Genomic DNA, 22,528 nt, shown 5'->3' with positions numbered 1-22,528 from the left:
GAGTCTATCTTTCTCTAAAAAAATGGAGAATCACTTTGGCGCTGCTTGGTAAGCTGAACGGCTTTTACTTCGGATCACCGATATAGACTCCAAAAGGGTTATAGCTGTTGGATCATGCAGGTTAAGCGCCGTTTAGCTTATTTTATCCATGACAACAATGCACAGCAAGGCAAAGCATTAAGCCTCCATCAATACTACAGAACCACAACCAGAAATTTTTGTCAAGTAAAAATTGTACCAAATTTATAAGATCACATTTTATTCTCTTTTCAACTTCAATCTATAGCGGTAAGCGCTTGAGTGAGATACAAACCAAGCTTTGCCTAGCATGGTTTATAGCTCGTGACACTGTACCTCATACGACTGCACACCGCTATAATTCAATCTAAAAATCGAGAAAAAAGCAAAACCGTCCATCGTACCATAAAAAAATTATGCAATAGGTCTAATGTATCCGACTTATCTGAGAAATCCCTACACACTTCTTAACAAAAAAAATGAGAAATCCCTACACACTTCTTAACAAAAAAAATCGAAATTAGGTATTGACAACAACAAAACAAGGTGTTATCTTTAAAATTGCGGAAGTGATGAAGGCAGAAAAACAAAATGGATTTCTGGATCCTCCATGATTTCAGCACTGTACACCTTCTATGAAAACAACAAAAAGGTCTATTACCATGGCAGTTGAAAAAACTAACTCTTCCTCTAGCTTGGCTGAAGTTATTGATCGTATCCTTGACAAAGGTATCGTTATTGATGCCTGGGCTCGCGTCTCTCTGGTGGGAATCGAATTATTAGCGATTGAAGCTCGTGTAGTTATCGCTTCGGTTGAAACCTACCTCAAATATGCTGAAGCCGTTGGTCTGACTCAATCTGCGGCGGTTCCTGCTTAAGGACTGAACCCAGATTCTCCCATCGGCTGAGTTAAAACCCTAGTGGTTTTTCCAGATTCTCGGCTTTTCTTTAATCCCTGTTGAGTTTAGTTACCCCTGTCTTGGGGCGCAATAGTCTATAATTTATAGGGTCGGCACGGCAACGGATAGCGAAGACAAAGCTAGACGCAGACAAATTGTTTTTGTAACCGTGATTTTGTCCCTTGTAGCTAGGTTTACCCCCAATCACCAGAGTGTGAGACTCACTATTTTTCGGAATAGAAAGCAATTATTTGGGTAGGAAGCTGCGCCCCTTGGTCTTGGGTAGTTCGCCATCTCAACTTTTGGATCAGCGCTGTACACTCTCTATACAAACAAAAAGGTCTACTACCATGGCAGTTGAAAAAACTAACTCTTCCTCTAGCTTGGCTGAAGTTATCGATCGTATCCTTGACAAAGGTATCGTTATTGATGCTTGGGCTCGCGTATCTCTCGTCGGAATCGAATTATTAGCGATTGAAGCTCGTGTAGTTATCGCTTCTGTTGAAACCTACCTCAAATATGCTGAAGCAGTTGGTCTGACCCAATCTGCGGCGGTTCCTGCTTAAGGATTGCTCCCAGATTCTCCCATCTTCTCAGTTAAAACCCGACCGGGTTTTGCAGGTTCTTGGGTTTTCTTTAATTTCTATTGAGTTCAGTTACCCCTCTCTTGGGGCGCAATAGTCTATGTTAATAGGGTTGGCACGGCAACGGATAGCTAGAACAAAGCTAGACTCAGACAAATTATTTTTGTGACCGTGATTTTGACCCTTGTAGCTAGGTTTACCGCCTATCGCCAGAATGTGAGCCTCTCTATTTTTCGCAATAGCGCAATGGAAAGCCATTCTTTAGGTAGTGAGGCCACGCCCCTTGAGATGGGGTAGCTCCCTATCTCAACTTTTGGATCAGCACTGTACACTCTCTATACAACTAACAAAAAGGTCTATTACCATGGCAGTCGAAAAAACCAACTCTTCCTCTAGCTTAGCTGAAGTTATTGATCGCATCCTTGACAAAGGTATCGTTATTGATGCTTGGGCTCGCGTATCTCTCGTCGGAATCGAATTATTAGCAATTGAAGCTCGTGTAGTCATCGCTTCGGTTGAAACCTACCTCAAATATGCTGAAGCAGTTGGTCTGACTCAATCGGCGGCGGTTCCTGCTTAGGGATTGATCCCAGATTCTCCTATCTGCTCAGTTAAAACCCGACCAGGTTTTCTAGATTCTCGGCTTTTCTTTAATCCCTATTGAGTTTAGTTACCCCTCTCTTGGGGCGCAATAGTCTATAATTGATAGGGTAGTTCACTATCTCAACTTTGGGGTGATAAGAAAAGTCGGACTCTACTGTCTCTCCCCCCAGTCCCCGTGAAGGTTTTCCTAGCGGGTGATTGGGTCTAATCCATTCCATAGTATTTAGTAATTGAGGACAACCCCATGCCTGCTCTCATGGAACAGTTCCGCCAGGAGCGTTTATCGATTGCTGGAGAGGTAGCTAAACTCTCGCAAGAAGTCCAAGCTTTTTTGTCGGATGTTAAAACTGAAAGACAAAAACAAGCGCAAGAACAGGCAACTGCCTTGCGTCAGTCTTTCCAAAAAGTTCAACAGGAAAGCCACTTGTTTTTAACAGCTACCCAAAAACAGCGTTTAGCTCAAGCGGAAAAGCAAAAAGAGGATTTACGTCAATTTCAAGAACAACGTTTAGCGGCAGCGAAACAGCTAGACAACGACTTACGGCAACAGCGTCTAGATCGAGCCAAACAGCTAAAGGACGATTTAAGTCAATTCCAAGAACAACGTTTAGCTGAAGCGAAACAGTTGGCAAACGACTTACGTCAACAGCATCTAGATCGAGCTAAACAGCTGAAAGAGGATTTAAGTCAATTCCAAGAACAGCGTTTAGCGGCAGCGAAACAGCTAGAGGACGACTTACGCCAACTTCATCTAGATCGAGCTAAACAGGTGAAGGATGATTTGAGTCAATTTCAAGAACGACGTTTAGCGGAAGCGAAACAGCTAAAAGACGATTTGCGTCAATTTCGTCAAGAGTTGTCTATCTACGTTTTTGGCAAATAAATCTCTAGGTTAATTACAACCCACTTAAGCCTAGGGCTAGAGTAAAAACCCTCTAGTCCCTTTTCCTGGCTAAACTAGAGGACTATCTGAAAATACAACAATAAGCCTTTGGTTTTAAACCTAGCCAGTCCTGCCTTTTCAAGTTTCTAGACTCAACGTAGGATTGGTGGGTTCCTCTTCAGGCTGCTCTAGGGCTCTGGTAAATTAAGAAGTATTATAAAACTTCACTTAGTTTATAGCTAATGTTGTCATTATTAGTCTTTTATTGACAAAGGAGGTAAGGGAAAAGGACTGCATCTGGGCTTGTCATTGTTTAAGTCTTGAAAAGTAATCTAGACAAGAATTTTATTCCCTTGACTAATGAATATCCTGAAATACCTTCAGAATCAAGGTTCTAGATCTAATTGATGACAGTTCCTAATTTTTTGTGATATTATTATGAGGTAAGCCTTAAAAGCCAAAGACGATTAAACTTGCCGTAAAATTCGGGTAACACAAGCGTCCTCGCCTACTCGGTTATTAAGGGGAAACCTGAACCAGCAGTTGTTAGCTCAAGAATACCCGTACGCTTCAGGCGGGGATTATCAATGGTATTTACTAGATTTCAACTATGACAGTTACTGAAACTCAAACAAGAAGAGCCGTCCTCAGCCTCCGCCCCGGTCAATTTGTTGTTACGCCTTCGATTGATCAAATTGCCACCCGCGCCTTACGTTATCTAAACTCTGGTTTTTCCATTCATCTATGTGGCCCAGCAGGAACGGGAAAAACCACCTTGGCAATGCACTTGGCCAATTGTTTAGCCAGACCTGTGATGCTAATCTTTGGCGATGATGACTTTACCAGTTCCGATTTAATTGGTAGTCAGTCTGGCTACACCCATAAAAAACTGATGGATAACTATATCCACAGCGTTCTCAAAGTTGAAGACGAGCTAAAACACAATTGGGTGGATTCTCGCTTAACAATGGCCTGTCGCGAGGGGTTTACCCTAGTTTATGATGAGTTCAATCGTTCTCGACCTGAGGTCAACAACGTTTTACTCTCTGCCTTGGAAGAAAAAATTCTCACCCTGCCGCCCACTAGCCATCAACCCGATTACCTACAAGTCAATTCTCAGTTTCGGGCAATTTTCACCTCCAACCCAGAAGAATACTGTGGGGTTCATGCCACCCAAGATGCTTTAATGGATCGGTTGGTAACTATCAATATGCCTGAACCAGACCAACTAACTCAGACAGAAATTCTTGCTCAAAAAACGGGGATTGGTCGAGAAGATGCTTTATTTATTGTCAACCTCGTCAAAACCTTTCGTGTGAAAACTGCGACTGAAAAAACGTCGGGTTTGCGCTCCTGTTTAATGATTGCTAAAGTCTGCGCCTCTCACGATATTGCGGCCAACTCCGCTGACTCGGACTTCCGTGATATCTGCGCCGATGTTCTTTTGTCACGCACAAATTTATCTGTTGATAAGTCAAGAGCGATTTTATGGGAAATCCTCGAGGACAATCCGTTAGAATCCTTATCCTTTCTAGAGGAAGAGGAGCCTTCCGATGCCCAAGCGTCAACTCCTGAGCCTTCGACAGGAAATCAGTCGTTAAAAGCCATTCAATCTTTACTGCGAGGCAACTTGCCCCAGCGAAAAGACTAATTTTATACTCTTATTGAGTGAAACCAACCGTGACTTCTTCCACTTTTGCTGGCTCGCTCAAAAACCAGTCAAACAACTCCCTAAAAACAGCAACTCAAGGTTCGAGTTTAGCGGATATACTCGAACGAGTTTTAGATAAAGGAATTGTGATTGCCGGCGATATTTCCGTTTCGATCGCCTCCACTGAACTTATAAATATCCGCATTCGTTTGTTAATTGCCTCTGTTGATAAAGCCAGGGAAATGGGGATCAACTGGTGGGAAGGAGACCCCTACCTCCATAGCCAATCCCAAGCTTTACTAGCAGAAAATCGGGAACTTTCGCTCCGACTCCAAACCCTGGAAACTGAGCTTGAAACCCTAAAATCCTTAAGCCAATTGAGTGCAATAGAGAGCCATGATACCAGTCCGAACGATGAAGCACATTCCTCAGATGCGTGAAATTCCTCACCTGAATCCTCAAAGGTTAGGAAATTTACACGAGACGATTGCCCCCCTGGATAAGGCCAGGGAAACTGCGATTAACAGCTTGCAAGGTTATCCCTACCTCCCTAGCCAAGGCCAAGCTTTATTCGCAGAAAACCTGGAACTTTCACGCCGACTTCAAACCTTAAAATCCTTAACCAAATGGAGTGTAGTGGAGAGACGTGATGGCAGTCCCAACGATCAATCACATTCCTCATATATATTGAAATTCCTCAATTGAATCCTCAAACGGTCAAGAAGTTTACAGCAGTTAACGATTGCCTCTGTTGATAGAGCAAGGGAGATGGCAATTAATGGGTGGGCAAGCGACTCCTATCTCTATAGCCAATCCCAAGCCTTATTAACAGAAACCCCGGCAGCTAAACTTTAAGCCTTAAAATCCCTACCCTAATCGGGGGCAATCGAGGGCCATGATACCAGTTAAAATAATCAAGCACATTCCTCCTGTCGGAGAAATTCGTCCCTGGAATCTTCACAGGGCAGGGGAAGGTTGAAATTGTTTAATTACATCATTTTTTCCCTCAGATAAAATTTCTTGGCCAAGCCTCCCACTAGAGACTCACCGTCAAAAACTGCTCATTTACCAACTCCAACCATGACACTTGCTTGCACACCTTACGATTCTGATAATCAAGCCTTGCTGACCCGTCCAGAAAGTAATAGCCAAGCTGGTTTAGCCCCTTTACTGTTAACTGTCGTGGAACTGGTACGCCAATTGCTCGAAGCCCAAATCATTCGCCGGATGGAAAAAGGGGTTCTCAGTGAGTCTGATTTAGATAGAGCCGCAGAAAGTATCCAAAAATTGCAAGAACAAATTCTCTATTTGTGTGAAATTTTTGAGGTTGAGCCAGAAGAGTTAAATGTCCACCTAGGAGAGTTTGGAACTCTTTTACCGGAAGCAGGGAGTTATTACCCGGGAGAGGAGGGTATTAAGCCTTCTGTGTTAGAATTAGTGGATCGACTCCTCAATACAGGGGTTGTTGTGGAAGGAAATGTTGATCTGGGTTTAGCTCAACTAGATTTAATTCATCTAAAGCTTCGTTTGGTTTTAACTTCTCAGCCGGTTTAATTTGGGAGAATACTGATGACAGTGGGTCTTTATTTATATGGAATATTTCCCGAACCAGTTCCTGACGGACTCGTTTTGCAAGGGATTGATAATGAGCCAGTTCACAGTGAGATGATTGAGGGTTTTAGTTTTCTCTACTCCGCTGCTCATAAAGAGAAGTATTTGGCATCCCGTCGCTATTTAATTTGCCATGAAAAAGTATTAGAAACTGTCATGGAAGCAGGGTTTACAACGTTGTTGCCCCTGCGGTTTGGCTTAGTTATCAAAACCTGGGAATCCGTCACCGAACAACTAATTACTCCCTATAAAACCCAACTGAAAGAATTATTTGCTAAACTGTCAGGCCAACGAGAGGTTAGCATTAAGATTTTTTGGGATAATCAGTGGGAATTACAAGCGGCTTTGGAGTCTAATCCGAAGTTAAAGCAAGAACGGGATGCGATGATGGGGAAAAACTTAAATATGGAAGAAATTATTCATATAGGTCAACTCATTGAAGCCACTGTATTGCAACGGAAACAAGACATTATTCAAGTCTTTAGAGACCAATTAAATCATCGCGCCCAAGAGGTGATTGAAAGCGATCCGATGACGGATGACATGATTTACAATGCAGCTTATTTAATTCCCTGGGAGCAAGAGCCGGAATTTAGCCAAAACGTTGAAGCGATCGATCAGCAGTTTGGTGATCGCCTAAGAATTCGCTATAACAATTTAACCGCACCCTATACCTTTGCCCAACTTGTCTAAGGAGAGTATTAGTTATGTTTCTCGATCTTTTATTTCTTCCTGTTACCGGTCCTATTGGGGGTCTGATCTGGATTGGGGAGAAAATTCAAGAGCGTGCAGATATAGAATATGATGAGGCGGAAAATTTGCACAAATTGTTATTATCCTTACAACTATCTTACGATATGGGCAACATTTCTGAGGAGGAGTTTGAAATTCAGGAAGAAGAACTTTTATTAAAAATTCAAGCCTTAGAAGAAGAAGAGGCAGAAAACGAATCTGAATCTTCTCTCTAAACTTGCAATCTTTCCCACCACATAGATCATGAACAAAATCACAAATTGTAAGCTTAGTAAGGGCGGATTTGACAAGCTCAAGAACTCGTTGAAGCTTGGTCAGAACTAGCCCTTGGTTAAGCCTTAATATTCTAGGTAAAAAGTTTGGAAATTACTGGAATTATTAGAGGAGTGAGCAACAGTTTTGGGGGAATCAGGTTTTTTAGCTACACTAGGAGGGTTGGCTGTACGCAAATTTTGAATACTTTGTTCTGTAGTCTCAATTTGCTCTGTCACAAACGTGAGACGATTTTTTAATTGCTGAATCTGCCGCTCCATCATTTCTAATTTTTCTTGGATACGTTGTTTTTCAGTAATTAACTTATAAAGCTCAAGTTGGTGATCTGCTTCAGATTGTTTCCGAGGCATGGTGCTAATTTTAGATCTAATTGGTCTGGGTGGACGAGTGGTTGTCATAACAATCCCTGAATAACTTAGAATATTCTAGCATATCAACGCCCCAATATAAAAACTTGTAAAAAATCGTCAATTTTCTTTCGGTCAACCCTATGAAATTGTACAATCTATATACTTACGCTTTTTTGAAAACCCCCATAGAAAGCCTAAAATTACCCGTTGGAATGGCTAACCCATTGTTACTGATAACTGGTGGAGAGCTATCGGCCGTAGTCGAACCCGAAGTTGGTTTAGACACTTTACAAAATGATGATGAACGCTTGATTCAATCGGTTTTATGTCATGATCGAGTCATCTGTGAATTATTTCAACAAACCACTATTTTACCCTTACGTTTTGGCACATCTTTTTTAGAGACAGAAAATTTACTGACTCATCTTTGTTCTCATGGCCAAGAATATCAAGAAAAAATTGAAGAACTTGAGGGAAAAGGAGAATATCTTTTAAAATGTATTCCCCGTAAGCCAGAGGAGCCTGTACTCTCTTCTGAAAGCAAGGGCAGACAATATTTTTTAGCCAAAAAACAGCTTTATGAAGCCCAACAAGATTTTTATACTTTGCAAGGTTCAGAATGGCAAAATCTCGTGAATTTAATCACCCAAAGCTATCCATCAACGAGGATTATTACTGCTCCGGGGACAGAATCACGAATTTATCTTTTAGTTAATCTTCAAGAAGAACCTTTACTAATCGAGCAAGTCTTGCATTGGCAGAAAGCCTGCCCCCGTTGGGAATTACAATTAGGACAAGTTTCTCCCCCCTATCACTTTACTTAACTTGATTTCTCTATGACTAACTTTAACTTGGTAAATAACTCTCTAAGTCGTTATGACACTCGACATTTAGTTATGTTTAGTGGCAAAGGAGGAGTGGGAAAAACCACCCTTTCCTGTGGATTTGCTCGCCGTTGGGCTAAATTATTTCCCGAGGAACAAATCCTGTTAATCTCAACCGATCCTGCTCATTCTTTAGGGGATGTATTGCAAACAGAAGTTAGCGATCAAGCATCACCTGTAAAAGACTTACCCAACTTAAAAGTTAGGGCATTAGATGCGGAAAAATTGCTCTTAGAATTTAAAGAAAAATACGGAAAATTTTTAGAACTTTTAGTAGAACGGGGCAGTTTTGTTGAAGGAGAAGATTTAACTCCTGTTTGGGATTTAGACTGGCCAGGTTTAGATGAAATTATGGGTCTATTAGAAATTCAACGATTACTTATTGACAATGTTGTAGATCGAATTGTTGTTGATATGGCTCCCTCTGGTCATACCTTGAATTTATTGGGAATTAAAGACTTTTTAGAGATTATTTTAAATTCTTTAGAGTTGTTTCAAGAAAAACATCGTGTTATTTCGCAAACTTTTTCAAAAACCTACAATGCCGATGATGTGGATGACTTTTTAGTCAAAACACAAGCAGAATTAACCGAAGGCAAACGAATCCTACAAGATCGGGATTTTACCCTTTGTTTAATTGTGGCAATTGCCGAACCGATGAGTTTATTAGAAACCGAACGATTACTCAATAGTTTGCATCACTTAAATATTCCCTGCGGCAGCTTATTTATTAATCGCATTCTAACGGATCCTAATCAAAATTTAGATCGCTATAGTGAGCAACAGCAACTCCTGGATAAATTCCTAAAAATTCCAGGTCAAGAGACAATTTTCACCCTGCCCCAACAATCAAAAGAACCCCTAGGAGGTGAAGCATTAGATCAGATCATGAGTCAAATTAAAATCATCGAAAAAGTAGAATTTACTCCCCCGCCTCCTATTCAATGGCCGCAAAAAATTCTGCCGAGTTTTAGTGATTTTATTGACGACAAACGCCAACTCATTATCATTGGTGGCAAGGGGGGAGTGGGAAAAACCACCGTTGCTGCGGCCATTGGTTGGGCGTTAGCTAATCGTCATCCCGATCAAAAAATTAGAATTATTTCTATTGATCCAGCGCATTCTTTGGGAGATGCCTTTGGGACAAAGTTAGGACATCAATCCACACAATTAACTGCTAATTTAAGTGGTCAAGAAGTTGATGCTAATATCATTTTAGAAAAATTTCGAGATGATTATTTATGGGAACTGGCAGAAATGATTAGTGGTGAAGGTAAGGAAGAAGGAAACATCAAACTAGCTTATACTCCGGAAGCTTGGCGACAAATTGTAGCTCAATCTCTGCCAGGAATTGATGAAATGTTATCCCTAGTAACAGTGATGGATTTATTAGACCAGAAACAACAAGATTTGATTATTTTAGATACGGCTCCTACCGGTCATCTCCTGCGATTTTTGGAAATGCCAACGGCTTTAGGAGATTGGTTAAGTTGGATTTTTAAGCTTTGGATGAAGTATCAAAATGTCTTAGGGCGTGTAGATTTAATGGGACGATTGCGAACCTTAAGACAACAAGTGATGTCTGCCCAGAAAAAACTAAAAGACCCCCAACATACAGAATTTATTGGAGTTTTGCAAGCCCAAGATGCTATAGTTGCCGAACAACTGCGATTGACAGCATCTTTGAAAAAAATGGGAGTCTATCAACGTTATGTCGTGCAGAATCGTTATCATGCTAATGAGGAAATTGATTGGGATTTATTCCCAGAGCAAACTTTGATCCGCTTACCCAGTTTACCCCGGTCAGTAGAACCTCTAGCCCGGGTAAAAGGCGCGGCAGATCTGTTATTTTAAAGGTAATTAGTCTGCTCAAGTCGGACTTCTCAACCCCATCTATCACCCAGTCCCCACGGCAATTCTCATTTTGAAACGATTTTGCGTTGTTTCAGCGATCTAGAGACTCGTTAAGAATTATTAACCCCTCTAGGTGCCAGGGTTTTAATGTCATGAAACCTTAAAATGAGAATTGCTGCAGTCCCCATCTTTCACTTGACTCAGGAGAAATTTTATGGTAGAACTATTCAAAGGCTTTGAGCAATTAGTCGAACTGGCTAAAACCTTAGAGGAAAAACTGGAAAAAGGGGAAATTAAAACCGAAGTGCAGTTTAACTCTCGTCCCTTGAGTAACATCCCCCGTTCTGGCGGTATTCCCCGTTCAGGGGGAGTTTCTCGTCCGAACAATTCTGCTGGGGATGATTTTGAGGTTAATCGCAATCGGTCATCTCCCACTGATTCAGGGGTTGAAGACACTGTGACACCGCCCGAAGGACCGACCACGGCTTCCCTTAAAGATGTTGGTGGATTGACGGAAGTGATTAAAGAACTCAAAGAACTAATTGCCATTCCTCTGAAACGCCCTGACTTGTTGGCCAAGTTAGGACTTGAACCCACTCGCGGCGTTCTCTTAGTCGGGCCCCCTGGAACCGGTAAAACCCTGACCGCCCGTGCTTTGGCCGAAGAACTCGGTGTTAACTATATTGCCTTAGTCGGACCAGAGGTGATCAGCAAATATTATGGGGAAGCCGAGCAAAAACTGCGGGGAATTTTTGAGAAAGCCAGTAAGAATGCGCCTTGTATCGTTTTTATTGACGAAATTGATAGCATGGCACCCGACCGCAGTAAAGTTGAAGGGGAAGTAGAAAAAAGACTGGTAGCCCAATTGCTGGGTTTAATGGATGGCTTTGCCCAAAGCCGAGGGGTGATTGTTCTAGCGGCGACAAACCGTCCCGACCATCTTGACCCTGCCCTCCGTCGCCCTGGACGGTTTGACCGAGAAGTCCTCTTTCGGGTGCCTGACCGCAAGGGCCGTTTAGAAATCCTGCAAATTCTCACCCGTTCCATGCCCTTAGATGAATCAGTTTCCTTAGCTCTGATTGCCGATAATGCGGTGGGATTTGTCGGGTCAGATTTAAAAGCCGTTTGCCAGAAAGCGGCCTATAGTGCTTTGCGACGCCAGGTTCCTACGATTGACTCGCAAATTCCAGAAACAATGACGGTGGTCCAAGCCGACTTTTTGCAAGCCCTTAAAGAAGTTAAACCGGCGGTATTGCGGTCTGTGGAAGTGGAATCTCCCCATGTGGACTGGGACAATATTGGCGGACTTGAACAGATTAAACAAACCCTACAGGAGTCCGTGGAAGGGGCATTACTCCATCCTCAATTATATACGCAAACCAAAGCCCAAGCTCCCAAAGGTATTTTACTTTGGGGTCCCCCCGGAACGGGAAAAACCTTATTGGCCAAAGCGGTTGCATCTCAGGCGCGAGCTAATTTTATTAGTATTAATGGACCTGAGCTTTTGAGTAAATGGGTGGGTGCGAGTGAACAAGCGGTGCGTGAGTTGTTTGCCAAAGCTCGTCAGGCAGCACCTTGTGTGGTTTTTATTGATGAAATTGATACTTTAGCACCAGCAAGAGGTCGTTATAGTGGGGATTCAGGAGTGAGTGACCGGGTTGTGGGACAAATCCTCACGGAGTTGGATGGGTTGCAAACGGGGGCAACGATTTTAGTGATTGGAGCCACTAATCGCCCAGATGCGTTAGATCCAGCCTTATTGCGAGCGGGACGGTTGGATTTACAGTTAAAAGTTGATTTACCGAATGCCTCTAGTCGTTTAGCAATTCTCGGGGTTCATAATGATGAACGTCCTTTACAGGATGTGGATTTAGGCTATTGGGCCGAGGCAACCGAAGGCTGGAATGGCGCAGATTTAGCGTTATTATGTAACCAAGCGGCACTGATGGCAATTCGTCGTTATCGCCATCAGGGAATGACTGACCCGGCTGAGATTCGCATTACAACGGCTGATTTTAATCATGCTTACCAACTGTTGGTTGAACAGCGTGCCAATTGATTTTTTTTCCCCCTTGCTTTAGTAGGGGGGAGAATCTCAATTCAGGAAAACCATCCTAAAAAGGAAAATTTTCAAAAATGTCTGCAATCATGGGTCTAATACTAAATCCGGTTATTAAAAACTGATTATTTATTTCCCCTTTTGCATGAGTGCCTGTCCTGATATGTAGCCTATACTCAACGGATTTAGTATAACTTTGTCTTGATAATTTACAAAACGATTGGAACCTGAAGAAGAAAAATTATTACGGGGTTTAACTGACAGTGTTTCTCAAAAAACTGATGTTTACTTTTCCTCTTGTCTTCTTGTTGCTAATTGGTCTAAAATTTCGGCGTGAACTTGGCGAGTAATTGGATAAAAATAGGCAAGAATTAAGCTAATGATCAGAAAAAATGCCGGTAAAGGAGCAATTGCTAGGCGAATTGCTATTAAAGCACTATCTGGCTCCAGGGGAATTGCTTCTCCTGGGATTCTCGGTTTAAAACCCGATGTTTCTAGAGCAATACCGACAAGAAATAACCCCAAAGCTAAACCAATTTTTTGCAAAAGTACCATGAAAGCATAAAAAATACCTTCTCGACGTTTTCCTGTTTCTAATTCGTCTAATTCAATCACATCGGGAACCATTGACCAAGGAATTAAATAGGCCACAGATACGCCAAATCCTGCCAAAACTGCCAAAGCATACATTAAAGTTATTTCTCCTGGTTGGAGCAAAAATAAACCAATTTGGGCAATAATCCAGAATGTCATCCCTAAAAAATAGACTATCTTTTTGTCTAATTTCTGACTAACTGCTTGCCAGAAAAATAACATCACTAAAGCTGTTCCCTGTACTGCCAAAGCGACTAAACCCGATTCTGCTTCCGATAGTCTCATGTAGCTGACGACGTAGTAAACCAAAATCGAGGCGGTTAATTGTACTCCTAACCAAGCACAAAGATAGATGCCAATAACGTATAAAAAGGGACGATTACCAAAAACTATTTTTAATTGTTCTTTCAGGGGAATAGTTTCGGTATTATTATCCGCTTCTCTCTGTTTAATTGCCGCGCTATCCTTGAGATGATTTTCAGTTTTGCCATAGTAAAGGGTTAACCCCGAAACTATCCCTTCTATTCCTAATAAAATTGTGGAAATAGCGATAAAGTCTCTGGGATTTACCCCAATTTTTCCTAGTCCATAGACCGAGGAAAGCGCACCGATAACTATAAAAGCAATTGCCAAAACTTTTTTCTGGGGAGAATTGAGAATCGCTTTTGCTCCTCGTTCTTGTAAAGCTAAAGCGCAGCAAATAACTGCTATAATCGACATTAAAGCACAAACTACACCTAACAATAAAAAAGCTTGATGGAGATCGTTGGCATAGGACGATGAGACGATAATATAGAGAATTAATGAGAGAATGCTGCCCCCGATGGAAAAGGCAAAACGAAAACTATTTAAGCGGGTTCTCTCATTATAATCATAAGTTAATTCAGGGGTGAGTGCCTGGTAGGGAAGATTGACTACTGTATAGGTTAAATTAAAGATAATACCAATAAAAATATAATATAAAAATAGCCATAATTGGTTATTAGTCGGGATTAACCACAGGAAAAAATAGCTAATTCCGAAGGGAATCGACCCCAATAACATCCATGGTAAGCGACGACCCCAGATAGTACGAGTTCGATCGCTCCACATGCCAATGATCGGATCGTTAATAGCGTCGAAAATTCTCACCACCATCAGCACACTACCAGCTAATCCTGCCGATAATCCTGCCACATCAGTGAGGAAAAATAGCAGGTAAAATACCGAGATATTGGCAGTGATAGCCGGTCCCAAATCCCCCGCACCATAGGCGATTTTTGTGGTTAAATTGAGTCTTTCAGAAGTCAAATGAGCCATAAAAGCAATTACAGAGATTAAAATAAGCTTAACCGTTCTGGGAGCAGTTGAGGAACTTTAATTTTTTTTGTCTCTAGTAATTCCTGAAAATATCTAGCGTTAAAAGGGAAGATTCCCCGATGACACAAGGGACAAAGAAATAGCTTGATCTTTGGCATCCAGGAAAATTCTGACTATTTCCCCGTCCTTCACTTTTTATCTATCGCCCTGGCAGCATCATCAGCTAAACTGACTAATATCAGTTATTTTAGCTATCAGCATCGGAATTCCCCTTATTCTGGCAGTTAAGTAGGTGGGTGGAATTAAATATAAGATGAACGTAGGTTGGGTTGAAGCATGAAACCCAACTCCCGCATGGGTTACGCTACCGCTAACCCATCCTACAAATAATTGTGCCTCCCTACTTACAAGCGAGAAGATCGCCCAGATTGTTCTTTTTCGGACTGTTAGCGGTTAGGAGCTATTACTGGGGAGACGATCGAAATAGATCAAGAAAGTGTGATAGTACAGATAAGAGATCGGGGAAAATTTTTTCGCCAAACCTAAAACTTTTTGACGCTGACGTTCTATGATGCCTCATATCTTCCTATTTTTAGAGATTTTTTCCCAAGAAGGCGGTATTCAATCCTATATCAAGGATGTCCTGCAAGCTTATCTCACTTTGCCCGATTGCGAGGCGGCCGAGGTTTTTTTACTGCGGGATGCCCCTGATTGTCCTAATCCTTTCAAAAATCAAGGTATTACCTTTCATTACCTGAAAAATAACTCAGCAACTCTCGGACGCATTCAATTAGCCCTTAAGTTTCTAGTTTCTCTCCTCCGGAAACGTCCCCAACGGGTTTTTTGTGGTCATATAAATTTAGCTCCTCTCACCCGTCTTTACTGTCAAGCTTTAGGCATACCCTACACCGTCCTCACCTACGGCAATGAAGTCTGGGAACCTTTACCAAATTCCCAAAAACAAGCCCTGCAAGCGGCCGCATCGATCTGGACAATTAGCCGTTACACTCGCGATCTTATGTGTAAGGCTAACGCTATCGATCCCAAAAAAGTAGCAATTCTCCCCTGTGTGGTGGATGAGGAAAAGTTTAATTTAGGTGAAAAGTCCTTGACATTAATCAAAAAATATGATATGGAAAATGCCAAAGTTTTATTAACAGTGGCCCGGTTGTGGTCGGGGGATATCCATAAAGGGGTAGATGTTACCATTCGGGCCCTGCCGACAATTCTAGAGACTTATCCCGAAGTAAAATATCTAGTCATTGGACGTGGGGACGATCGCCCCAGGTTAGAAGCTTTAACCAAGCAGTTAGGAGTGGATAAACAGGTAATTTTCGCGGGTTTTGTCCCGACGGAGGAATTAGCCGACCATTATCGTTTAGCCGATGCTTACGTTATGCCCTCCCGGGAAGGATTCGGGATTGTTTACCTAGAGGCCATGGCCTGTGGTATTCCCGTGATTTCTGGAGATGAGGACGGTTCAGCAGAACCGCTGCAGGATGGTTTGGTGGGGTGGCGCGTTCCCTATCGAGATGCCGAAAAGGTGGCTCAAGCTTGTTTAGAAATTTTGCCAGGTCAGGATCAACGTTGTCACCCGCAATGGTTGCGTCAACAAACTGTAACTAAATTCGGCAAAAAGACTTTACAGGCAAAATTACGGCAGTTAATCTAATTATAACTTCATTGGGCATCGTCTCCTCAATACCGGCCACTGACTAGCCAAAACCACAACTTTGTCACTCATTATTAAGATAACTGCTATACTCCTCTATGGCTTCCCCAAAAGATTTTATTAGTCCGGTCAATTCTGGTCAAAAGTTGGTCTATCCTTTTCGCAACTATCTTAACTATCTTCACGACAAATACTCTGATTTACAGACGGGTAAGATCGCCGATTATATTCCGGAATTAGCCCTAGCAGCTCCACAATGGTTTGGTATTTCGGTAATTACCACTGACGGTCAGATTTTTGAGGTGGGAGACTGTCGGCAAACCTTTACAGTACAATCGATTTCTAAAGCTTTTGTCTTTGGATTAGCTCTAGAAGATCACGGAAGGGAATACGTTAACAGTAAAGTCGGTGTTGAACCCACGGGGGAAGCTTTTAACTCGATTATTCTCGATGAAAAAACCAATCGTCCCTATAATCCTATGGTTAATGCTGGTGCGATCGCTACCACGGATTTAATCACCGGACAGAATGCCACGGAAAGGCTAAAACGTATTTTGGAAATGTTTAAACGCTATACGGGTAGGGATCACGAGATTAATGTCCCCGTTTTTCTCTCGGAAAAATCCACCGGCAATCGTAATCGGGCCATGGCCTATCTGATGCTAAATTTTGGCATGGTTAGCGATAAAATTGAAGAAACCCTCGACCTTTACTGTCAACAATGCGCCATCCTCGTCCATGCTCACGATTTAGCCCTGATGGCCGCTACCTTGGCTAATGGGGGTGTCAACCCAATCACAGGAATACGGGCGATCGATGAACACTACGTTCAAGATGTGATCAGTGTTATGCTTACCTGTGGAATGTACGACGCTTCGGGAGAATGGGCCTATCGAGTAGGATTACCAGCAAAAAGCGGTGTCGGGGGCGGAATTACGGCAGTAGTCCCCCATCAGTTGGGAATTGGCACTTTTTCGCCCCTTTTAGATGAAAAAGGCAACAGCATCAGAGGAGTGAAAATTTGTCAAGATATTTCAGAGGATTTTGGTTTACATTTATTCAATGTGGCCAAACCAGAACGAGATTTAAAAACATGGCTTGAAGGCAATAGTTGATACCACCCCCTACTTCCCTCTCCCCACTCTGCCATAGCTTTTAAACAGGATTTAGTCTGATAAGTAGGGAGGTACAATTATTTGTAGGATGGGTTAGCGGTAGCGTAACATAATCGGGCGTTGGGTTTCATGCTTCAACCCAACCTACGTTCTTCTTACCCCACAGTTAACTTTACTTTTGTCCTGAAAATCGATAAAACCCCACACCCCACCTGCCCCCAGGAAAAACTTTTTGCCGCAAACCCTACTTAACTGTCCCCAGCAAGAGCGCCTACCGGCCATAGAAAATTAATTTGGCCAGAGGTCTGTGGAAAAAATTTCGTAAACCTCTTGACAAAAGCAGCGGATTGTGTGTAATATAAATATCGTGTGAGGAGTATAAGTTCAGTATAAGAAGAACCTTTGGGGTCGAAACACGGCAAGACTCCCAGAGGTTCTTCTTTTTCACTCCCTTATTGGCTCAAAGTCAGCCGTAAAATCAGGTTTTCCCCGATCGCTATTTTTTCTCAATTTATCCCTTCTAGGTCTGTTGCTGCTTACCAAGAGCAACAGGTCAAAATTTTTGCCGAAGAAACTGCACAAGAGAAGTGTAATTGCTCGTAAAATTGGGAATTAAGTACAAGGGCAATCCTATGGCAGATAAAAATAACGGTAACGGTGGCTTATTCGTCGTCGGGGTTTTAGTGGGCAGTGCGATCGGGGCAGTGGCGGGTTTATTAGTAGCGCCGAGATCTGGAAAAGAAACCCGTCGAATTCTGCAAAAATCCGCCCGGGCTTTGCCTGAATTAGCCGAAGATCTGACCACGACGATGCAATTACAGGCCGATCGCCTATCGGAATCGGCCCGGCGTAATTGGGATGATACTTTAATGAGATTAAAAGAGGCGGTGACAGCCGGAATCGAAGCTAGTCAAAGTCTAGCCACGGACAATCCCTCCCCTGACTCGCAAGAATCCCCCCAGGGCGATAATCAACACTCGAATCACTACTAAATGACCGAACCTATTTTCTGGCTAGGATGTTCTTTACTGCTAGTCGCCGTTAGTTTAACGGCGGTTTTCATCGCCGCTTTACCTGCTCTGCAAGAGTTAGCCCGGGCAGCCCGGAGTGCCGAAAAATTGTTCGATACCCTCCATCGGGAATTTCCCCCGACTCTAGAAGCAATTCGCCTGACAGGGGCAGAAATCAGCGAATTAACCGACAATATCGATGAAGGGGTCAAAAGTACCCGCCAAGTTGTTCAGGGAGTCGATCGCAGTCTCGGTAGTGCTAAAGCTGGTCTTAGCAAGCTCGATCGTGGCAGCCGTCGCCTCTTGATCGGTTTTAAAGTCGCTTGGAATACTTGGAAACGCAGTTAAGCAGATGGGGAAGGGGGGTGTGGGGTGTGGGGTGTGGGGTGTAGGGTGTGGGGTGTAGGGTGTGGGGTGTGGGGTGTGGGGAGTTTTCTCAGTGAACTGATAACTGATAACTGATAACTGATAACTGACTCCTGACTCCACCAACAAACTTTTTGCCGCAAACCCTACTTAGGCAGAGGAGAATATAAGTTATTATGGGTGATTTTCCGGCTTTAACGGCGTTAATTCTGGCTGGTGGTCAAAGTTCCCGTATGGGACGAGATAAAGCATTGTTATCTTTTCAGGGTCTCTCTTTTCTAGAGAATACTTGTTTAATTGCCCAAGATTGTGCGGTGCAAGTGTCTGTGATTACGCCTTGGCCAGAACGTTATGAACTGATCATTCCCCAATACTGCCGGATAATTAAGGAACCGCTTCCCACTAGGGGGCCTTTATTGGCCTTTGCCTTGGCATTAACTTTTGTATCAACCGATTGGGTTTTATTGCTCGCTTGCGATTTACCTTTACTAACGCCTCCAATTATGCAAGAATGGTCAAGATTATTAGCCACTGTACCAGAAAATGCCATCGCTTTGGTTCCCCGCCGCGGCTCTCGTTGGGAGCCTCTCTGTGGTTTCTATCATCGTCGTTGTTTAGAATCTTTGCAGACTTATATTCAGCAAGGGGGAACTTCTTTTCAAAAATGGTTAAATGTCTCCGTGGTGGAGGAATTAATCATCGATAATTCCGAGATTTTATTTAACTGTAATACCCCGGAAGATTTAGAGATAATAATAAACTCCCCAGATGTTGACAGTAAGAAACCCTAGCACAAAAGGGAGTAAAAGTAAAGAGATCGGCCAAGGAATGTTGGATAAATGGCGATAACCATAGTAGAGCATTCCGGTTAGATAACCGCCGGTTACACCGATAATTGCGCCGACAATATCGCCATTTATGGATAAATAGGAAGTGAGCAAAATGACGAGGGAAAAGGGCAAAATTATCAAGCCACCTAAAAATATATCGCCGGTGAGACTACCATATTTATTACTTAATTTTCTGCCTAACCAACTAGATAAAGTCAGAATAATAAAAGGAAATACTGCCCAGCCTAATAACAGCAAAAAATCAGATTTAACTGTCCAGTTTTGCCAAGTAAAAGCGATGAAAAAACTGCTGATGATTGCTGCCAATACACCCGTAGCCAAAGCCTGATTACGGTTAAGCTTTAAAAAAGCCTCTGCTAGACCGGTCTTGGGTTTGAGCAAAGATGAGCAAGAGATTTTCAGCAAATTAAAAACAATAAAAAGAGTTTTTGACCACTTGATCGATTGCCGTTGTCGATAACTTTTATGAGGGTCTCTTAATTTATTTGCAATGGCATGATAGCGGCGAAAATTTCCCTGTTGCTTGAATTTCTTGGCCGCTATTTGGAAATCTTTTCGTGCTGCCGGCAGTTCCGAGAGTTCCTCTAGAGCCAATCCTCTTTGATAATAGAATTGGGGGTTATCTGGGTCAATGGCGATTGCTTTTCTATAAGCTTCTAGGGAGGATTGGGTGTAACCGAGTCGTTGACGCGATAAACCGAGGTAATAGTAAGCTTGGGAACAATCGGGTTTTAACTGCAAAACTTGCCGACAATCGCTTAAAACTTGCCGATCCTGCTGATTATGGTAGTAAACTTCCGCCCGTTGCAGATAGGCCTGCCAAAATTGCGGATTAATTGTGATCGCTTGCTGGTAAAATGCGATCGCTAGTTGATAATTTTTCTCTTGAGCGTAGTGCCATCCCTGTTGATAAAAATCCTCGGCACTGGGGTTAAAAGTGGGTATTTCTGGGGATAAACTGCGATCATACTCTTTTCTTTGACTTTTATCGCTCAAAACCCGATAAGCTTGTTCAATTTCCCGAAATTTTGTCACTGCCTCTGGATCATTGGGATTATAATCGGGGTGATATTGCCGGGCCAGACGACGAAAAGCGGCTTTTATCTGATTATTACTGGCATTACGGGGAATTTGCAGGATTTCATAGTAATTTTTCATACTCGAATGCGGGGGGAATTTTCAACTACTGAAAATTGTTGCCAATGGCTCGCCGAAACGACTATCATTGTCAATTAAATAGCTTTTATTGAGAGTTGATCGCTTATGTCTGCCTACACTGCTTCCTCCCTGAAAGCGGAACTCAACGCGCGGGGGTGGCGCTTAACTCCCCAGCGAGAGAAAATTCTGCACGTTTTCCAGAATTTACCGAAAGGCAATCATCTCAGCGCCGAAGAATTGCAGGAATTGCTGGACAAAAGGGGGGAAGGAATTAGTTTATCGACAATTTACCGCAGTGTTAAACTGATGTCGCGGATGGGAATTTTGCGGGAGTTGGAATTGGCCGAGGGTCATAAACACTACGAACTCAATCAACCCTATCCCCACCACCATCATCATTTGGTCTGTATTCAGTGCAATAAAACCATCGAATTTAACAATGATTCCATTCTCAAACACAGTCTCAAACAGTGTGAGAAAGAGGGTTTTCAGTTAATTGACTGTCAGTTAACGGTGATGGCCATCTGTCCGGAAGCTTTGCGGATGGGTTGGCCGTCGGGAATACCGAGTAATTGGGGCTGCACGCGTTCGCTGGTGGATACTCGTTTCCAAAACTGCGAGATTCCCGAATCAAAGGAACCGGAACCAGAAAACTAGACATCTAAGCGGACATTCCCAACTGAAAACCGAGAGCTTTTTTCTGCATTAATTGGAAAATATTATAAAATCCGTTGGCGCGGGAAGGGGTAAGACTGACTTTTAAACCGGTTTCTTCGATAAAATCCGGGGTGACTTGCAGGATTTCTGTGGGAGTCAGTCCATTTAAACCCTCGATTAACAAAGCAACTAAACCCTTGACTAATTGCGCGTCGGAATCCCCTTTGTACCAAACCTGGCCATTTTCGAGGTCGGCAGTGATATAAACTTGGGATACACAGCCATGAACTTTATTAGCGGGTATTTTGGCAGATTCTGGTATTGGTTCTAGTTTTTTAGCAAAAGCTAGTAATTGTTCGTATTTTTGCTTAGGATCGGTACGACGTTTGAGGCGTTCGACGATGCGATCGAGATTAGACGGGAGCATATTGCGAGTTAAAATAGGAAAAAATTAGCCAATAGCTTTTTTATATTAGCATTCTTGCGGAAGTTGCGCGCTGTGGTTATCGCTGCCAGGACTACCTTGGTCAGAGCGCCTCGAGGCTATCTGCTAGAATTGGCATCAATGAAATACCCCCCTTGCAGGAGCTATGGATAAACGCCGTACCAAAAATATAAAATCTCCTTACAATCCTAGGCAATATCGGACTGCCGTTTCAATTTCTTGCATTTTTTCTTCGGATAGTTTCCCAACTGGTGCCGAGGGGAAGCGATTTTTATCAATTGAACGAATTTGAAACCCAAGAAAGACTATTTCTAAAGGAAGCCCACTTTCATCAGTCGAAACGCGAACATTAGTCGGATAATCTTGGCGAATATTTTCTCCTTTCGTCCCCACCACTACCATCACCACTAAGGGTAACTGATTGATCACATCAATAGATAATACTAAAACTGGTCTAGTTCCTGCTTGCTCTTTTCCTTGAATCGGGTTAAGATTAACGAAATAAATTTCACCTCTTGCGATAGTCATTTTCTACAAACCGTCCATTTCAGAGAACATAAACTCCTGATTAATGGTAGCTATTTCTCCTAAAATATCCACATCATCTGCCATTATTTGCAATTGCTCTTCATCAATTAATTGAGTTTCTATTGTCAATTTTACTTTAGTATTCGGCTTAAGATTAAAGGTTTCAGTAGGATAAAAAGCTTCTCCATTGAAAATAGCAGTAATTTTTTGATTCATCATTTCTGTACCAACATAAATCAAGCTTCTCTTACTTGATGATACCAAATAAAGTAGGCTCTTCGTTACTTGTTATGGTTCGATAGGGGGGCATAAATCGACTAAATCCTTATCTGGCAAGAGACTTAATTGATTAGTTCGCTCTAGATAAAAAACAATTGACAAAAATCGCTAAATGCCTTTCTATATAAGGGT

General features: G+C 42.5%; 27 protein-coding genes. 20 read left to right on the top strand and 7 right to left on the bottom strand.

Going from position 1 to position 22,528, the window contains the following annotated elements; all coding sequences use genetic code 11:
* Positions 1-653 precede the first annotated feature (653 nt).
* The 10 genes from gvpA (O9290_RS24945) to O9290_RS24900 all read left to right on the top strand — a co-directional run bounded on the left by gvpA (O9290_RS24945) (position 654) and on the right by O9290_RS24900 (position 7,217).
* Positions 654-896 (top strand): gas vesicle structural protein GvpA, encoded by a 243-nt coding sequence (gene gvpA / locus O9290_RS24945; protein ID WP_425311603.1) that lies wholly within the window; start codon positions 654-656, stop codon positions 894-896.
* Between the two features lie 371 nt (positions 897-1,267).
* Positions 1,268-1,483: a gas vesicle structural protein GvpA gene (gvpA, locus tag O9290_RS24940; RefSeq protein WP_002735503.1), complete on the top strand. Its 216-nt coding sequence runs from the start codon at positions 1,268-1,270 to the stop codon at positions 1,481-1,483.
* Between the two features lie 382 nt (positions 1,484-1,865).
* Positions 1,866-2,081: a gas vesicle structural protein GvpA gene (gene gvpA / locus O9290_RS24935; RefSeq protein ID WP_002735503.1), complete on the top strand. Its 216-nt coding sequence runs from the start codon at positions 1,866-1,868 to the stop codon at positions 2,079-2,081.
* 267 nt (positions 2,082-2,348) lie between these two features.
* Positions 2,349-2,987, top strand: a complete 639-nt coding sequence (gene gvpC, locus O9290_RS24930; RefSeq protein WP_002758529.1) for a gas vesicle protein GvpC — start codon at positions 2,349-2,351, stop codon at positions 2,985-2,987.
* Between the two features lie 610 nt (positions 2,988-3,597).
* Positions 3,598-4,638 carry a gas vesicle protein GvpN gene (gene gvpN / locus O9290_RS24925; protein ID WP_002758527.1) on the top strand — a complete coding sequence of 347 codons (1,041 nt, stop codon included), beginning with the start codon at positions 3,598-3,600 and terminating at the stop codon, positions 4,636-4,638.
* Positions 4,639-4,667: 29 nt separating this feature from the next.
* Complete coding sequence (locus O9290_RS24920; protein ID WP_288023303.1) at positions 4,668-5,078, top strand: gas vesicle protein; 411 nt, start codon at positions 4,668-4,670, stop codon at positions 5,076-5,078.
* Positions 5,035-5,343: a hypothetical protein gene (locus O9290_RS24915; RefSeq protein ID WP_002773813.1), complete on the top strand. Its 309-nt coding sequence runs from the start codon at positions 5,035-5,037 to the stop codon at positions 5,341-5,343. The genes O9290_RS24920 and O9290_RS24915 overlap by 44 nt, the downstream gene beginning before the upstream one ends.
* 375 nt (positions 5,344-5,718) lie before the next feature.
* Positions 5,719-6,192 (top strand): gas vesicle protein K, encoded by a 474-nt coding sequence (locus tag O9290_RS24910; RefSeq protein WP_002758523.1) that lies wholly within the window; start codon positions 5,719-5,721, stop codon positions 6,190-6,192.
* Positions 6,193-6,207: 15 nt separating this feature from the next.
* The gene (gene gvpF / locus O9290_RS24905; protein WP_002758522.1) at positions 6,208-6,942 is read left to right on the top strand and encodes a gas vesicle protein GvpF; all 735 of its coding nucleotides are present in this window, start codon (positions 6,208-6,210) and stop codon (positions 6,940-6,942) included.
* A 14-nt stretch (positions 6,943-6,956) separates the two neighbouring features.
* Positions 6,957-7,217 (top strand): gas vesicle protein GvpG, encoded by a 261-nt coding sequence (locus O9290_RS24900; RefSeq protein ID WP_002736124.1) that lies wholly within the window; start codon positions 6,957-6,959, stop codon positions 7,215-7,217.
* A 123-nt stretch (positions 7,218-7,340) separates the two neighbouring features.
* On the opposite strand, the gene O9290_RS24895 is transcribed toward O9290_RS24900, so the two are convergent.
* Positions 7,341-7,673 (bottom strand): gas vesicle protein, encoded by a 333-nt coding sequence (locus O9290_RS24895; protein WP_002758520.1) that lies wholly within the window; start codon positions 7,671-7,673, stop codon positions 7,341-7,343.
* Between the two features lie 92 nt (positions 7,674-7,765).
* Between O9290_RS24895 and O9290_RS24890 the strand changes: the two genes are divergently transcribed.
* The 3 genes from O9290_RS24890 (at position 7,766) to O9290_RS24880 (ending at position 12,422) form a co-directional block, all read left to right on the top strand.
* Positions 7,766-8,449: a GvpL/GvpF family gas vesicle protein gene (locus O9290_RS24890; protein WP_002758519.1), complete on the top strand. Its 684-nt coding sequence runs from the start codon at positions 7,766-7,768 to the stop codon at positions 8,447-8,449.
* 12 nt (positions 8,450-8,461) lie between these two features.
* Entirely contained in the window at positions 8,462-10,363 is a 1,902-nt protein-coding gene (locus O9290_RS24885) for an ArsA family ATPase (RefSeq protein WP_002758518.1), read from the top strand.
* Positions 10,364-10,577: 214 nt separating this feature from the next.
* A complete protein-coding gene (locus tag O9290_RS24880; protein ID WP_288059879.1) occupies positions 10,578-12,422 on the top strand; it encodes an AAA family ATPase in 1,845 nt (614 codons plus the stop codon).
* 285 nt (positions 12,423-12,707) lie between these two features.
* Here O9290_RS24880 and O9290_RS24875 read toward each other — a convergent pair whose 3' ends face one another.
* Positions 12,708-14,315 carry an MFS transporter gene (locus O9290_RS24875; protein WP_288059878.1) on the bottom strand — a complete coding sequence of 536 codons (1,608 nt, stop codon included), beginning with the start codon at positions 14,313-14,315 and terminating at the stop codon, positions 12,708-12,710.
* Positions 14,316-14,883: 568 nt separating this feature from the next.
* On the opposite strand from O9290_RS24875, the gene O9290_RS24870 reads away from it, so the two are divergent.
* The 5 genes from O9290_RS24870 to O9290_RS24850 all read left to right on the top strand — a co-directional run bounded on the left by O9290_RS24870 (position 14,884) and on the right by O9290_RS24850 (position 18,460).
* The gene (locus O9290_RS24870) at positions 14,884-15,987 is read left to right on the top strand and encodes a glycosyltransferase family 4 protein (protein WP_052277535.1); all 1,104 of its coding nucleotides are present in this window, start codon (positions 14,884-14,886) and stop codon (positions 15,985-15,987) included.
* A gap of 98 nt (positions 15,988-16,085) precedes the next feature.
* A complete protein-coding gene (gene glsA, locus O9290_RS24865) occupies positions 16,086-17,102 on the top strand; it encodes a glutaminase A (RefSeq protein ID WP_052277536.1) in 1,017 nt (338 codons plus the stop codon).
* A gap of 129 nt (positions 17,103-17,231) precedes the next feature.
* A complete protein-coding gene (locus O9290_RS24860; protein WP_288024691.1) occupies positions 17,232-17,354 on the top strand; it encodes a hypothetical protein in 123 nt (40 codons plus the stop codon).
* Between the two features lie 380 nt (positions 17,355-17,734).
* Positions 17,735-18,094 (top strand): YtxH domain-containing protein, encoded by a 360-nt coding sequence (locus tag O9290_RS24855; protein ID WP_002761233.1) that lies wholly within the window; start codon positions 17,735-17,737, stop codon positions 18,092-18,094.
* Positions 18,095-18,460: a hypothetical protein gene (locus O9290_RS24850; RefSeq protein ID WP_002735843.1), complete on the top strand. Its 366-nt coding sequence runs from the start codon at positions 18,095-18,097 to the stop codon at positions 18,458-18,460.
* Here the strand turns inward: O9290_RS24850 and O9290_RS24845 are convergent.
* Positions 18,457-18,621, bottom strand: coding sequence for a hypothetical protein (locus tag O9290_RS24845; RefSeq protein WP_288087640.1), 165 nt, complete (start codon positions 18,619-18,621; stop codon positions 18,457-18,459). The genes O9290_RS24850 and O9290_RS24845 overlap by 4 nt on opposite strands.
* 33 nt (positions 18,622-18,654) lie before the next feature.
* On the opposite strand from O9290_RS24845, the gene O9290_RS24840 reads away from it, so the two are divergent.
* Positions 18,655-19,269 carry a molybdenum cofactor guanylyltransferase gene (locus tag O9290_RS24840; protein ID WP_288024686.1) on the top strand — a complete coding sequence of 205 codons (615 nt, stop codon included), beginning with the start codon at positions 18,655-18,657 and terminating at the stop codon, positions 19,267-19,269.
* Here the strand turns inward: O9290_RS24840 and O9290_RS24835 are convergent.
* On the bottom strand, positions 19,222-20,487 hold the full coding sequence (locus O9290_RS24835; RefSeq protein WP_002761231.1) for a DnaJ domain-containing protein: 1,266 nt from the start codon (positions 20,485-20,487) through the stop codon (positions 19,222-19,224). The genes O9290_RS24840 and O9290_RS24835 overlap by 48 nt on opposite strands.
* Before the next feature lie 105 nt (positions 20,488-20,592).
* Between O9290_RS24835 and O9290_RS24830 the strand changes: the two genes are divergently transcribed.
* Positions 20,593-21,144, top strand: a complete 552-nt coding sequence (locus O9290_RS24830; RefSeq protein WP_002737956.1) for a ferric uptake regulation protein — start codon at positions 20,593-20,595, stop codon at positions 21,142-21,144.
* 4 nt (positions 21,145-21,148) lie between these two features.
* Here the strand turns inward: O9290_RS24830 and O9290_RS24825 are convergent, their stop codons facing one another.
* From O9290_RS24825 to O9290_RS24815, 3 genes are all read right to left on the bottom strand, one after another.
* On the bottom strand, positions 21,149-21,571 hold the full coding sequence (locus tag O9290_RS24825) for a SufE family protein (protein WP_046663438.1): 423 nt from the start codon (positions 21,569-21,571) through the stop codon (positions 21,149-21,151).
* Positions 21,572-21,769: 198 nt separating this feature from the next.
* Positions 21,770-22,117 carry a type II toxin-antitoxin system PemK/MazF family toxin gene (locus O9290_RS24820; protein ID WP_002761227.1) on the bottom strand — a complete coding sequence of 116 codons (348 nt, stop codon included), beginning with the start codon at positions 22,115-22,117 and terminating at the stop codon, positions 21,770-21,772.
* A gap of 3 nt (positions 22,118-22,120) precedes the next feature.
* Positions 22,121-22,336: a hypothetical protein gene (locus O9290_RS24815; protein ID WP_043999250.1), complete on the bottom strand. Its 216-nt coding sequence runs from the start codon at positions 22,334-22,336 to the stop codon at positions 22,121-22,123.
* Positions 22,337-22,528: the final 192 nt, after the last annotated feature.

The organism is Microcystis sp. LE19-41.2A (assembly GCF_027530405.1).
Lineage (GTDB): Bacteria > Cyanobacteriota > Cyanobacteriia > Cyanobacteriales > Microcystaceae > Microcystis > Microcystis aeruginosa.
Note: the sequence above shows the minus strand (reverse complement) of the source record. Positions and strands in the feature narration are given on the sequence as shown.

Coding starts and splice junctions, on each gene's coding strand:
- gvpA (WP_002735503.1), top strand. CDS start 1,866: ATGGCAGTCGAAAAAACCAACTCTTCCTCTAGCTTAGCTGAAGTTATT.
- O9290_RS24850 (WP_002735843.1), top strand. CDS start 18,095: ATGACCGAACCTATTTTCTGGCTAGGATGTTCTTTACTGCTAGTCGCC.
- O9290_RS24835 (WP_002761231.1), bottom strand. CDS start 20,487: ATGAAAAATTACTATGAAATCCTGCAAATTCCCCGTAATGCCAGTAAT.
- O9290_RS24815 (WP_043999250.1), bottom strand. CDS start 22,336: ATGATGAATCAAAAAATTACTGCTATTTTCAATGGAGAAGCTTTTTAT.
- gvpF (WP_002758522.1), top strand. CDS start 6,208: ATGACAGTGGGTCTTTATTTATATGGAATATTTCCCGAACCAGTTCCT.
- O9290_RS24900 (WP_002736124.1), top strand. CDS start 6,957: ATGTTTCTCGATCTTTTATTTCTTCCTGTTACCGGTCCTATTGGGGGT.
- O9290_RS24875 (WP_288059878.1), bottom strand. CDS start 14,315: ATGGCTCATTTGACTTCTGAAAGACTCAATTTAACCACAAAAATCGCC.
- O9290_RS24895 (WP_002758520.1), bottom strand. CDS start 7,673: ATGACAACCACTCGTCCACCCAGACCAATTAGATCTAAAATTAGCACC.
- gvpC (WP_002758529.1), top strand. CDS start 2,349: ATGCCTGCTCTCATGGAACAGTTCCGCCAGGAGCGTTTATCGATTGCT.
- O9290_RS24880 (WP_288059879.1), top strand. CDS start 10,578: ATGGTAGAACTATTCAAAGGCTTTGAGCAATTAGTCGAACTGGCTAAA.
- gvpA (WP_425311603.1), top strand. CDS start 654: ATGAAAACAACAAAAAGGTCTATTACCATGGCAGTTGAAAAAACTAAC.
- O9290_RS24830 (WP_002737956.1), top strand. CDS start 20,593: ATGTCTGCCTACACTGCTTCCTCCCTGAAAGCGGAACTCAACGCGCGG.
- O9290_RS24910 (WP_002758523.1), top strand. CDS start 5,719: ATGACACTTGCTTGCACACCTTACGATTCTGATAATCAAGCCTTGCTG.
- gvpN (WP_002758527.1), top strand. CDS start 3,598: ATGACAGTTACTGAAACTCAAACAAGAAGAGCCGTCCTCAGCCTCCGC.
- O9290_RS24855 (WP_002761233.1), top strand. CDS start 17,735: ATGGCAGATAAAAATAACGGTAACGGTGGCTTATTCGTCGTCGGGGTT.
- O9290_RS24860 (WP_288024691.1), top strand. CDS start 17,232: ATGCTTCAACCCAACCTACGTTCTTCTTACCCCACAGTTAACTTTACT.
- O9290_RS24915 (WP_002773813.1), top strand. CDS start 5,035: ATGATACCAGTCCGAACGATGAAGCACATTCCTCAGATGCGTGAAATT.
- O9290_RS24840 (WP_288024686.1), top strand. CDS start 18,655: ATGGGTGATTTTCCGGCTTTAACGGCGTTAATTCTGGCTGGTGGTCAA.
- O9290_RS24870 (WP_052277535.1), top strand. CDS start 14,884: ATGATGCCTCATATCTTCCTATTTTTAGAGATTTTTTCCCAAGAAGGC.
- gvpA (WP_002735503.1), top strand. CDS start 1,268: ATGGCAGTTGAAAAAACTAACTCTTCCTCTAGCTTGGCTGAAGTTATC.
- O9290_RS24890 (WP_002758519.1), top strand. CDS start 7,766: ATGAAATTGTACAATCTATATACTTACGCTTTTTTGAAAACCCCCATA.
- glsA (WP_052277536.1), top strand. CDS start 16,086: ATGGCTTCCCCAAAAGATTTTATTAGTCCGGTCAATTCTGGTCAAAAG.
- O9290_RS24820 (WP_002761227.1), bottom strand. CDS start 22,117: ATGACTATCGCAAGAGGTGAAATTTATTTCGTTAATCTTAACCCGATT.
- O9290_RS24825 (WP_046663438.1), bottom strand. CDS start 21,571: ATGCTCCCGTCTAATCTCGATCGCATCGTCGAACGCCTCAAACGTCGT.
- O9290_RS24885 (WP_002758518.1), top strand. CDS start 8,462: ATGACTAACTTTAACTTGGTAAATAACTCTCTAAGTCGTTATGACACT.